Source organism: Allomesorhizobium camelthorni (genome assembly GCF_011045125.1).
Lineage (GTDB): Bacteria > Pseudomonadota > Alphaproteobacteria > Rhizobiales > Rhizobiaceae > Allomesorhizobium > Allomesorhizobium camelthorni.
Window position 1 is genome coordinate 48,386 of the sequence record NZ_JAAKZF010000037.1, and the last position, 12,351, is coordinate 60,736.

Here is a 12,351-nt window from a genome sequence, read left to right on the forward strand (position 1 = left end):
CTTTCCGGGGCGGTAGATAACAGGAACGTCGTGGGGTTGCGAGGAGAATTCGGGATGGGCCAAGCGTGAAGCGTCCGGATTTCATGAGCCTGGCGCTGGCTGAAGCAGAGGCCGCGGCCGCGCGCGGCGAAGTGCCGGTCGGCGCGGTCATCGCCGGCAACGGCGAAGTCGTCGCCAGCGCCGGAAACCGCACCCGCGAACTCAGCGACCCGACCGCTCACGCCGAAATGCTGGTCATCCGCGAGGCTTCGAAAAAGCTCTCGGGCGAACGCCTCGGCGGCATGGACCTCTACGTGACGCTCGAGCCCTGCGCCATGTGCGCCGGCGCAATCTCGTTCGCCCGCATCAGGCGGCTCTATTTCGGCGCAGCCGACGAAAAAGGCGGCGCGGTGGTCAGCGGCGTGCGCTTTTTTTCTTCGCCCACCTGCCATCACGCGCCCGAAATCTATCCGGGCATTGCCGAGCGGGAAGCCTCGGCGATCCTACGCGATTTCTTCAGATTGCGGCGCGACGGCTAGTTCAGCGCGCCAGGCAGCAACTAGACCCCAGGGATCAGGTCGCGCCAGGACCAGTCGCCGCTCTTGCGAGCCGCGGCCTTGAGCCGGCGTTCCTTCTTGACCTCGTCCTCGCCGATATCGTCCACCGGCGCGGTAGCGGAAGGCTCGCGATAGACCAGCGGCGGTTCGCTCAGATATTTGCGCGACGTCTCGCTGCCCTGGCGCGTTTCGGCCAGCCGCTTGTTGAACGCCTCGCGCTGCTGCTCCTTGTTAACGGCCGACAATATGCCTGAATCCTCGGCCTTTGCCGAGCGGCCGGGCGGGGTCGACGATGCAGGCCCATCCGCCACGTCGTTGACGATCTCGGGCCTGAAGCCCGGCTTGTCGCGGTTCTCGGTCGCGTGGGCGATAATCCTCGCCCGCTTCTGCTCCGGCGATTCCGGCCAGTTCGGATTCTCGGCGGTGGCGGATTGCTGCGGGGCCGGCAGATTGGCGACAGCGTCGGGAGACGGCTTCACCAGTTCAGGACGCGGCTTGTATTGGATCTTCGGGCGCTCCTTGGGGCCGATCGAAAGAATACCGGTCACGTCGCCGACAAGCTGCTCGTTGGCGGTCTTGTCTGTACCGTAGGTCGGAGAGCTCATGCATCCCGAAAGCGCGAGCCCCGAGACGACGAGCGGCGCAAGCAGCGTCAGCCGATTTCTCTCGATCATGCCAGAAAACTTCACTGAACCCCCGCCTCGCGATTGTTGGCGACCCAAAAGCCGAGCCCTGCCGGCTTTGTCCATCCGACGAAAATCCGGCGACAATTTGTCGGCCTGAGTTTCGCGCTTGTACCTCAACCGTTTGTTAACGGCAACGCACGGGCGGCAATGCGCCGCCCGCCGTTGCGTTTTTGCACCGTTAAAGGCAGCCCAGCGCCTGCAATTCCCTGAGCACGGCCGCGTCGCGCGCCGATACGTCGGGAAATTCCGGGTCGCTGCCGACATCGTCGGTATAGCGCCAGGAGCGCGCGCACTTGGTGCCCGTCGCCCTCTCAAAGTCGGCCCAAATTGACCCCTCGCCGGCCCCAGTCATATCAATGGTAGCACTTCGGAGGTCATCATTGCGCGCCGGCGCGTTTTTCACCCCATACTCAATGGTTGCCCCAGAAGTAATGAATATCTCCGCCGGATCGAGTCCATCGAAAAGTCCATTGTAACGGGATTGAAGATACACATGCGGTGAAGCTTCGAGCGAGCTACCGATCAGCTTACGCTCACGTGATCTTTCGAGGACCGCCGTCACATGAGAGCGCACCTGCTTGATCTTGCGCCACTTTTCAGCCAGCGCCTCGTTCTTCCATTCGGCCGGCGTCTGGCGGAACTGTTCGAGATGCACCGATTCCGCACCCGGATAGCGCTCCAGCCATGCCTCTTCCATGGTGAAGGGTAGCATTGGAGCGAGCCATGTCGTCAGCCGCTCGAACAGATGGCGCACCACCTGCACCGCTGATTTGCGCTTCAGGCTCGACGGGGCATCGCAGTACAGCGCGTCCTTGCGGATGTCGAAATAGAAGGCCGACAGCTCGACCACCATGAAATCGATCAGCGCCCGCGTGATGCGCTTGAACTCGAACGCGTCGTAGCCGGCGCGCACGATCTCATCGATTTCCGCCAGCCGGTGCAGCATCAATTGTTCCAGTTCCGGCATCTCTTTCACTGGCATGACATCGCCCTCGTCATGGGCGAGCGTTCCCAGCATCCAGCGGATGGTGTTGCGGAGCTTGCGGTAGGCGTCGATGTTGGTCTGCAGCACGTTCTTGCCGAGCCGCTGATCTTCCCAATAATCGGTCGTCATCACCCACAGGCGCAGAATGTCGGCGCCCGACTGCTTCATCACATCCTGCGGCACCACCGTATTGCCGAGCGACTTCGACATCTTGCGTCCGTCCTCGTCCATGGTGAAGCCATGGGTAACGACGGTGTCGTAGGGCGCGCGGCCGCGCGTGCCGCAGCTTTCGAGCAGCGACGAGTGGAACCAGCCGCGATGCTGGTCGGAGCCTTCGAGATAGACGTCGGCCGGCCATTTCAGGTCGGGCCGATCCTCGAGGGTAAATGTGTGCGACGAGCCCGAATCGAACCAGACGTCGAGGATGTCCTTGACCATCGTCCAGGGCTCGTTGGCGCGGCTGCCAAGAAAGCGCTCTCGCGCGCCTTCCGCGAACCAGGCGTCGGCGCCCTCCTTCTCGAACGCCTCGACGATGCGGGCGTTGATCGCCTCGTCCTTCAGCACATTGCCGTCGGCATCGGCGAAGATCGCGATCGGCACGCCCCAGGCGCGCTGGCGCGAAAGCACCCAGTCCGGCCGCTCCTCAATCATGGCGCGCAGCCGCGTCTGCCCCGCGGCCGGCACGAAGCGCGTGGAGTCTATGGCTGCAAGGGCGCGGGAGCGGAGCGTGTCGGCAGCGCCGGAATCCCCCTCCCCCTTGAGGGGAGGGGTTAGGGGTGGGGGTACTGAAGCGCTGTGTACGTCGCCTTTACTACCCCCACCCGCTGCGCCTTCGCTTCGCTCGGCGTCGCGACCTCCCCTCAAGGGGGAGGTAGGGGCCGCATCCATCCCAAACCCGCCCAGCTCCTTGTCCATATGCACGAACCACTGCGGCGTATTGCGGAAGATGATCGGCTTCTTCGACCGCCACGAATGCGGATACTGGTGCTTCAGCCGTCCCCGCGCGAACAGCGCGTTGCGCTTGATCAATTCGTCGATCACCGCCTTGTTGGCGTCGCCCTTCTTGCCATTGTCGTCAATGACACGGGCGGCCCCGCCCTCGCGGTCCGGGCCGAAGCCAGGCGCGTCTTTCGTGTAGTAGCCGGCGTCGTCAACCGGGAACGGCAGCCGCGTGTCGATGCCGCGCTTTTCCAGCTCAGCGATGGCGTCCATCCAGGCGTCAAAATCTTCGCGGCCATGGCTCGGCGAGGTGTGCACGAAGCCGGTACCGGCATCGTCGGTGACATGGTCACCGGCGAGCATGGGAACGGGGAACTCATAGCCGCCGCCAAGGCCTTCAAAGGGATGGGAAAGCGTAAGATTTCCAAGCTCATCGGCCGAAACGCTGCGAAGGCGATTCAACTTGACCTTGGCCTTTGCTTCGGACTCTTCGGCCAGCGCATCGGCAAAGATCAGCTTCTCACCCGGCTGCGGGCCAAAGTCGTTCTCCGCTGCCGTGACTTCATAGAGCCCGTAGCTTACGCGCGGCGAAAAATTGACGGCGCGGTTGCCGGGGATTGTCCAGGGCGTCGTCGTCCAGATGACGACGAACGCGCCGTCGAGATCAGGTGCCACGTAGCGATCGGGCGTTGGAACACTCGTGATTGGACCAGTACGTTCTACCTTGTAGAATTCCATAGGCGGGCGAGCCACTGGAAACTTCACCCAAATCGTGTCGCTCTCGTAATCCTGGTACTCGACCTCGGCCTCGGCCAGCGCGGTCCTCTCCACCACACTCCACATCACCGGCTTGGACCCACGATAGAGCTGCCCGCTCATGGCGAATTTCAACAGCTCGCCGGCGATGCGCGCCTCGGCATGGTAGGCCATGGTCAGATACGGATTATCGAAATCGCCGACGACGCCGAGCCGCTGGAATTCCTCGCTCTGGACCTTGATCCACTTTTCCGCATAGGCGCGGCATTCCTTGCGGAACTCGATCATCGCCGCCGGCTCGGAAAGGTCAGGCTTCGCCTTGCCCTTGGAGCGATAGTTCTCCTCCTCGATCTTCCATTCGATCGGCAGGCCGTGGCAATCCCAGCCCGGCACGTAGTTGGAATCGTAGCCACGCATCTGGAACGAGCGGGTGATCACATCCTTCAGGATCTTGTTCAGCGCGTGGCCGATATGGATGTTGCCGTTGGCGTAGGGCGGGCCGTCATGCAGAACATATTTCTCGCGGCCGGCCGCATCTTCGCGCAGACGCTTGTACATGCCCATATCCTGCCAGCGCTTGACCAGCAGCGGCTCCTTTTCGGGCAGGCCGGCGCGCATCGGAAACTCCGTCTGCGGCAGATAGAGCGTTTTCGAGTAATCGATCTTTTCGGACGTATCGGTCATCATCTAGCCATGAGTTTGCCCGGCCGCTGAGGCCTTGGGCGTTCAACTATCACGATCTGGGAAAAGCGCGAGGGTGCGCCACCAAAAAACTCCCGGAGCCTCCGGCAGCCGAGCGAAGCTCAGGCTGCCCGGAAGACCGGGCCGGTAATTCGTATGGCGGCAGCTATGGAGCGCGCGAAAAATGTCATGGCGGCGCTTTTAGCGGAGACGCGGCTGGGAATAAAGGGCTTCCGCGCCCTTTTGCGTTCTGTGCCATTTGCGCCTATATTGATGGGCAATTGGCAAGGAGCACTTCAATGGCCAAGGCAAGTCAGGTTCGAAAGCCCAAGGGTGAATCTCCCACTTCCGGAGCATGGGAGCAGATCAGCACGCCGCATGGCGGGTTCCGGGAAGGCGAGGTCGCCCCGGGAAGATTTCAGCTTCCCCCCAACAGCATCGACAATTTGAAAGCGCTCGGTTTCACCAACGACGAAATCTACAGGATCGTTGCGCCGCGTCGGACGCTGGCGCGCCGGAAAGAACTCAATCAGCGTCTGACCACGTCTGAATCCGATCGCGTGCTGCGGCTTGAAAGAATTTCAGCGATGGCTGATCGTGTTTTTGCCGATCATGAAAAAGCCCAGCGTTGGTTGCGCAAGCGAAGCAGAGTACTCAACGAGGCCCCCATTGAGCTCCTACAATCCGAGACCGGAGCTACTCTCGTTGAAGAAGAGCTCCATCGTATCGACTACGGAATGTTCTCCTAGATGCGCCTATGGCGGATTTCCAGCTTCGCTGATCTATCGGGCCGAGGTGGTATAGTCAGTGCTGGCCGTTGGAACGTTAAAGACACGCCTGTCGTCTATTGTGCAGATCATCCCGCCACAGCGCTGCTGGAGATTCTCGTACACATTGATGCCGACGATCTGCCGCCGACTTACCAGCTTTTGGAAATCCAAGCGCCTGACACCGTGAGCATCAGCGTCCCTGACTTGCCATCGAACTGGCGGGACAATCTGGCCGCTACCAGACAGATCGGCACGAATTTCATCTCTGCCGGCAAGCAGGCGGTGATGGAAATTCCATGCGTCATAGTTCCGTTCACAAAGAACTATCTGCTCAATCCAGCATTGCTGGGCCGAGATGGGATCGGCATTGTCGGCACGACTGCCCATCCGATAGATGCACGGCTTCTTCGGTAGCGGATCGCAACCTGCTCACCCAAACGCCACCTTGGCGTCCAGGTCGCTGAGCGGCCTGACGCTGGCCAGCAGCGCCCTCGCCTCTTCCTCGTCGCGCTTCATCTGCGCTACCAGCGCACCCAGCCCGTCGAATTTTACTTCGCCGCGCAGATAACCGAACAGCGACACCTGGCAGGTCTCGCCGTAAAAATCGCCGGAATGGTCGAACACGAACGTCTCGAGCAGCGGCGCGCCGTCCTCGTCAACCGTCGGGCGGCGACCAAAGCTGGCGACGCCGTCATGCAGAGAGCCGTCGGCGCGGCGCAGCCGCACCGCATAGATGCCGTGCTTCAGTTCGGCCTCCGCTGGCAGGACCATGTTGGCGGTCGGGAAGCCTAGCGTGCGGCCGAGTTGTTTCCCCTGGGTCACTTCGGCTTCGACGGTAAAGCGGTAGCCGAGCAGGCCCGCCGCTTGCGCCACGTCGCCCTCGGCAAGCAGCTCGCGTATGCGGCTGGACGAAACAATCTCGGCGCCTTCGTCGCGAAACGCGTCGACCAGCGTCACCCCGAAACCGTGGCGCTCGCCCGCCGCCATCAGATAGGCCGGACCGCCCTGCCGGTTCTTGCCGAAATGGAAGTCGAACCCGGTCACAGAGTGGCTGATGCCGAGGTTTTCCTCGAGCACTTTCGTCACGAACGTCTCGGCGTCCTGACTGGCGAAATCGCGCGTGAACGCCTGCTCCACGACAGCGTCGAAGCCCAGATCCGCCAGTAGCCGCGCCTTCATCGGCGGCGGCGTCAGGATGAACAGCGGCACGTCGGGTCGGAACACTTTTCGCGGGTGCGGCTCGAAGGTCAGCACCAGAGCCGGCGCGCCACGACGGCGCGCTTCGTCGAGCGCGCGCTGCAGCACGGCCTGATGGCCGCGATGCACGCCGTCGAAATTGCCGATCGCCACCACGCCGCCGCGCAGGGAAGCTGGCAGCCTTTCATCGCCGGGAATGCGCCTGAAGCTCATCGCAGACGCCTAACGCAGCCGCGGAATGACGGCGACAGGCGTCGCGCCATGCTTTTCAAGGAAGACCGCAAGGCGCTCCTGGTCGGGCGCAAGCGGATGACCATAGTCGCTGGCGTGGATGCCGCCCGAAACGTAGAGCGCGCCGATGCCCTGGTCGGCCGCGCCCTTGATGTCGGTCAGCATGCCGTCTCCGATCGCCAGCACCTCGGAGCGCGCGATCTCGCGGCCGAGCACCTCGCCCGCCGCCTTCAGCGCCGCCTCGTAGATCGGCCGGTGCGGCTTGCCCGAAACCAGCGTGCGGCCGCCGAGCTGCGCATAGTCGCGCGCCAGCGCGCCGGCGCACCAGATCAGACGCTCGCCGCGCTCCACCACAATATCGGGATTGGCGCAGATGAAGGGCAGGTCGCGCGACCGGAAGCGCTGCAGCATTTCCGAATACTCCTCCGGCGTCTCCGTCTCGTCGTCGAAGAGGCCGGTGCAGACCACGGCCTGCGCCTCGAATTCCTCGACCAGCTCGACGTCGATGCCGTCATAGATAGCGAGTTCCCGCTCCGGCCCGAGATGGAACAGCTTTCGCGGCGCCTCGCGGATCAGGTCGCGCGTCACATCCCCGGAGGTGACCACGCGGTCCCAGGCGTCGTCCGGCACGCCGAGCGTTCTGAGCTGCGCCTCCACCCCTTCATGCGGGCGCGGCGAATTGGTGATCAGCACCACCGCGACGCCCTTGTCGCGCGCCCGCTTCAGTGCCGCGCTTGCGTCGGGAAACGCATCGACGCCATTGTGGACGACGCCCCAGACATCGCAGAGCAGCGCGGCATATCTGCCGGCTACTGCATCCAGCGATGCGATGTTTTCGGGCGAAGCCGCCATGATTTTCCTCGTCCGTTCGCTCATCGATTGCCGGCCGGACACCCGGCCGGGCCGATGCGCAATTAACCGAACCTCTTCACCCTGTCACGAGCTTTCGGCTGACAGCTGCCGCGCGCCATGCGAAATTAGGCGCGCATCGGGCTCGCCCGACGCCAGGGGTTTTGAGATGAAGCGCCAGGGCGCGCTTGCGGGGAAAGTTCCAGAGTATGCCGCGCGGACTGTCAGTCGTCGCCTCGGCCGCATTGCTGTGCGGCCTGTGCTATTATTTTCTTCAGGGGATGGTCGGCAGCGGCCGTGCGTTGGAAGAGATCGTGCTCGCCACTTGCGCAGCGGCCCTCACCCTTGCTGTAGTCGCGGCGGCCTTCAGCCTGATGGCGTTGGTGCGGGCCAATGCGTCGGACCAGGAGATCCGCCGCCTGGCGCTTTCGGTCGAGGTGGCGCTGCGCGATTTTTCGGCGCGCAGCGACGGCGACGCCGTCACCATTGGCGAGATCGACGCTTCCCTGTCGCGCCGGCTCGATGCGCTCTCGGCAAGCCTCGCCGCGCGCCATCCGAGGCCCCCGGCGCGAAGCGCAACGGTTGTGCCGCATCCCGCCGTTCGTCTCCAGCCGGTCGAGACCGGCCCCGAGGCCGCCGGCAACGCCGCCCTTCGCGCCGCCATCCAGCGAGCTCTGGCGGCCGATCGGATCGAACTCGACCTGCAGCCGATCGTCTCGATCTCGCAAGGCATGGCGGTCGGCCACGACGCGGTCGGGCTGGTGGAGCCGGCCGGCGGCGAACCGGTCAGGCTTGGCCGCGCCGATTTCGACCTGCCCGACATTTCGGCGGCTTCGTGCGAGCGGCTGATGGTGTTTGCGGCCGCCGCCGCCATCGAGCGCCGATCCGGCCATGCCGGCGAAGCGACGCCACTGCATGTCGCCATTTCCGGCGCCCTGCTCGACCATGGCTCCGAATTCGCCGCCGTGCTGACCCTGCTCGGCCAACACCCTGCTTTGTCGCGCTCCATCATTCTCTCAGTGCCGGCCGCCGCTATCGCCGACGGCCAGCATGGTCAGGCGCTGGCGCTGCTTGCCGAGACCGGCGCGCGCCTCGCCGCCGAAGGCTGGTCGGGTTCGCCGGAGGAACTGGAGGCGATGCATCGCCATGGCGTTTCCATGCTGAAGCTGCCGGCGGCGCAATTGCTCGATCCCACGCCGGCGTCAGCGCAAGCGATCGAAACACTACTCGGCCGCGCGGCAGCCGCGAACCTGCCGGTCGTCGCGACGGATGTCGCCGGCGACGAAGACGCCGTCCGACTGATCGACCTCGGCGTCAATCTGATGGCCGGCCCGCGCTTCGCCGGCCGCTCAAGCCACGGTCCGGAAGCTGCCGGCGCCGCCGAGCGCTTCGCAAATCTCTGAAGTCGCCGGCCAGCAATCCGCAATCCTCCAGGCCCAATTGGTTAATGCCAGGTGAGCCGCACCCCGTCATTTCAACGGTTTTTCGCGGCGGTTTTTTTAACGATTTGTGGGATTCTGCCTGAACCTAGGGCTAGGTTTGGGGTGCGAAGCACATGTTACGCAGATTTGCGAGTGACAAGCGCGGCAATTTTTCAATGATGATGGTGATCACGACCGTTCCGATACTGGGCGGTCTGGCGCTGGCCGTCGATTATGCGGAAGTGTCCAGGCAGCGGCAGATGGTCCTCAATGCGCTGGACGCCGCAAGCGTGGCGACAGGCGCCCATATCGTCAGCGGCAGCGTAAGTTCCGCCGACCCGGCCGCTTATGAGGCGGCGATCAAGAAATACGCCCATGATTTTTTCACAGCCAATCTCGGGCCGGTCGATCCTTCGAAGACCACGCTCGCTGTCGTCCTGCCGAACAATAATGCCGGCGGTGGAACCCTGCAACTGTCGGCCACGCTAAAATACGAACCATATTTCCTGCCGGCCTTCGCGGAGCTGATCGGCCGGCCGCGTGACCCAAGCGCGGTCGATGTTGCGGCCAAGTCGGAAGTGCGGCTGAAGAACACGCTCGAAGTGGCGCTGGTCCTCGATAATTCAGGGTCGATGTCGCAGTACGGCACCGGCACCGGGCAGCAGCGCATTGTCCTTTTAAAGGCCGCCGCCAAGCAACTGGTTGAAACGATGTCCGACCAGGCCGCCATGATGAAGCAGGTACCGAAGCCGGTACAGTTCGGGCTGGTGCCATTCTCGGCCTCCGTCAACATTGCCCCCACCAACGACGATCAGCCCTGGATGGACACGATGGGGATTTCGCCGGTCCACCACGAGAATTTCGACTGGTCGAAAATGAACGCCACCAACAACCCGAACAAATATGCAGAGAAAATAGGCGACGTCTGGTACAAGCGCGGCGCGGACTGGGGCGACACCCGCGACCACCCGCTAACGCGCTTCAGCCTTTATGCGGACATCATCGCCCAATCCGATCGCGAAGCCATTCCGAACACTAGCCGCCGAGTCTGCAAACGGTACCGCTACGGAGCGTGCCAGGAGTATACGACCGAGCCGGAATACGAATATACGGTCTCGCAATACACCAGTTGGCAAGGCTGCGTGGAAGCACGTCCCGCTCCATACAACAACGACGACGCCGAAGCGAGCTCATCCAATCCCGCGACCTTGTTCGTGCCGATGTTCGCACCCGACGAGGCGGGGCATCTTTGGCGCGACCTCGACGACGACAACATTCCTGATCTCAACGATACTAATTATGGCTACGGCAACAATTGGTGGGTGGATTGGGAAAACAGCGACGCCGGGCCGCGCCAGTCCGACATGCGCAAGTATTTTCGCGTCAAGCCGTATGGGGCGCCTGCGGCCGGCTACGGCGATGGACCGAACTCCTCATGCACCACGAATGCGATCACGCCGCTGCAGGACGTCACGACTGCCGAGGGCAAACAAGTCATCCTGGACGCGATCGACGCCATGACCCCGACCGGAAACACCAACGTGCCCGAGGGCACCGCGTGGGGCTGGCGTGTTGTGTCCCACAAGGCGCCCTTTATCGAAGGCCGTCCCGATATAGAAAAGGGCAACGACAAGGTCATCATTGTTCTGACCGACGGCGCCAACACTTATGGCGACTACGGCTACACCGATCCGGCGGGCAACCAGTCGACCTACGCCGCCTATGGCTACACAGGCAAGGATTATAACAGCACAGGCGTTACGCGCATGTTCATGGACACGTCCAGCAACGTCAGCAAGTCGACCTACACGAACACGAACTACCAGGCGGCGATGGACGAGCAGATGCAGATGGTCTGCGCCAACGCAAAGGATCCCGACAAAGGCAATGTCATCGTGGTCACAGTCTCGCTCGACCTGGAAGAAAGCGTGGCGAGCGAGAAGAAGGCCATCGAAGCGTTGACCAAATGCGCCTCGGACTCGCGCTTCAAGAAGAATGCCGACGGCACGCCGAAGAAGCTGTTCTACAACGCGACCGGCAGCAATCTCGCGGAAAAGTTCAAGGAGATCGCCGACGAGCTGTCGAACCTGCGCATCGTCAGCTAACACACAACTGCAGAACCTCTGACGCCCCGCCCTTCCGGCGGGGCGTTCGCGTTCTGGCAGCGGGCTTGCGTGGAGCAATCCTTTTTCGCGCCAGGGACTTGAGTACCGAAGGCCGCCAGACCATGGTCCGCACATTCGGGCATCCGCCCCACCATCCTGATCTGGATTTTCCATGCCCGAGCTTTCGAACCTCGCAGCCTTCGCCCTCATAGCGCTCGGCATGGTGCTGACGCCCGGTCCCAACATGATCTACCTGATCTCGCGCTCGCTGTCGCAGGGACCGCTAGCCGGGCTGGTTTCGCTGGGCGGCGTGGCGCTCGGCTTCGTCTTCTACATCCTCTGCGCCGCCTTCGGCATCACCGCGCTGGTGCTCGCCGTACCCTACGCCTACGACGCGCTGCGCTTCGGCGGCGCGCTCTATCTCCTGTGGCTCGCCTGGCAGGCGGTGCGGCCGGGTGGTCGTTCGCCGTTCCAGGTCCGGCAACTGCCGAAGGACAGCGCCAGGAAGCTGTTCATGATGGGCCTCATGACCAACTTGTTGAACCCCAAGGTCGCGGTCATGTATCTGTCGCTGCTGCCGCAGTTCATCAGCCCCGAGCAGGGCAGCCTGCTGGCGCAGCTTCTCGTGCTCGGCGGTGTGCAGATCTCCATCAGCGTCACCGTCAACGCGATCATCGCTGTCATGGCGGGCTCGATCGCCGCCTTCCTGGCCGGGCGGCCGCTCTGGCTGGTCATCCAGCGATGGCTGATGGGCACGGTGCTCGCCGGCCTGGCGCTCAGGATGGCGACCGAGGCGCAGCGTTAGGGCTTTTGTTCACCCTTGCGGCGCTCGTCCCGATTGCGCCCCTCCACCATGCCTTGCATGGTCCCTCCTGGCTTCGCAGGGGAGGAACCGGCGGCGCCGCTGCTGATCCTCCCCCGTTTTACGGGGGAGGGGGACCATGCGAAGCATGGTGGAGGGGGCGCTGCGCCCTCAAACGTGGATAGAATCCACCCCCATTTCGGCTCGTTCGCAAAAAGAACCATTGCGGATCAATGGCATAACGGCCGGCGCGAAGAATCTTCGCACCGGATTTGTTCACACTCCGCGCCCCTCCCGCATAATCCGTCCATCGCCCTTGCGGGAACCGGTTCCGGACCGGGGATCGGTAGGGCGGCGGTGACCTCTCCCCGTGGATTCGGTTCCCACGGGCCT

10 protein-coding genes are annotated in these 12,351 nt (G+C 63.2%); 6 read left to right on the forward strand and 4 right to left on the reverse strand.

Going from position 1 to position 12,351, the window contains the following annotated elements:
* Positions 1–65 precede the first annotated feature (65 nt).
* Positions 66–518, forward strand: a complete 453-nt coding sequence (locus G6N73_RS21980; RefSeq protein WP_165031494.1) for a deaminase — start codon at positions 66–68, stop codon at positions 516–518.
* 20 nt (positions 519–538) lie between these two features.
* Here the strand turns inward: G6N73_RS21980 and G6N73_RS21985 are convergent, their stop codons facing one another.
* Entirely contained in the window at positions 539–1,210 is a 672-nt protein-coding gene (locus G6N73_RS21985; protein ID WP_165031496.1) for a hypothetical protein, read from the reverse strand.
* Positions 1,211–1,400: 190 nt separating this feature from the next.
* Complete coding sequence (ileS, locus tag G6N73_RS21990) at positions 1,401–4,586, reverse strand: isoleucine--tRNA ligase (protein WP_165031498.1); 3,186 nt, start codon at positions 4,584–4,586, stop codon at positions 1,401–1,403.
* Positions 4,587–4,882: 296 nt separating this feature from the next.
* Between ileS and parS the strand changes: the two genes are divergently transcribed.
* Positions 4,883–5,332, forward strand: coding sequence for a type II RES/Xre toxin-antitoxin system antitoxin (gene parS, locus G6N73_RS21995; RefSeq protein WP_165031500.1), 450 nt, complete (start codon positions 4,883–4,885; stop codon positions 5,330–5,332).
* On the forward strand, positions 5,333–5,767 hold the full coding sequence (locus G6N73_RS22000; protein ID WP_165031502.1) for an RES family NAD+ phosphorylase: 435 nt from the start codon (positions 5,333–5,335) through the stop codon (positions 5,765–5,767). It abuts the gene before it with no gap.
* A gap of 15 nt (positions 5,768–5,782) precedes the next feature.
* On the opposite strand, the gene G6N73_RS22005 is transcribed toward G6N73_RS22000, so the two are convergent.
* Entirely contained in the window at positions 5,783–6,763 is a 981-nt protein-coding gene (locus tag G6N73_RS22005) for a bifunctional riboflavin kinase/FAD synthetase (RefSeq protein ID WP_165031504.1), read from the reverse strand.
* Between the two features lie 9 nt (positions 6,764–6,772).
* Positions 6,773–7,633, reverse strand: coding sequence for a TIGR01459 family HAD-type hydrolase (locus tag G6N73_RS22010; protein WP_165031506.1), 861 nt, complete (start codon positions 7,631–7,633; stop codon positions 6,773–6,775).
* 206 nt (positions 7,634–7,839) lie between these two features.
* Here G6N73_RS22010 and G6N73_RS22015 point away from each other — a divergent pair, with 206 nt between their 5' ends.
* The 3 genes from G6N73_RS22015 to G6N73_RS22025 all read left to right on the forward strand — a co-directional run bounded on the left by G6N73_RS22015 (position 7,840) and on the right by G6N73_RS22025 (position 11,961).
* Entirely contained in the window at positions 7,840–9,033 is a 1,194-nt protein-coding gene (locus G6N73_RS22015) for an EAL domain-containing protein (RefSeq protein WP_165031508.1), read from the forward strand.
* Between the two features lie 152 nt (positions 9,034–9,185).
* Complete coding sequence (locus G6N73_RS22020) at positions 9,186–11,156, forward strand: TadE/TadG family type IV pilus assembly protein (RefSeq protein ID WP_165031510.1); 1,971 nt, start codon at positions 9,186–9,188, stop codon at positions 11,154–11,156.
* 172 nt (positions 11,157–11,328) lie between these two features.
* Entirely contained in the window at positions 11,329–11,961 is a 633-nt protein-coding gene (locus tag G6N73_RS22025) for a LysE family translocator (RefSeq protein WP_165031512.1), read from the forward strand.
* The last annotated feature ends 390 nt before the right edge of the window (positions 11,962–12,351 follow it).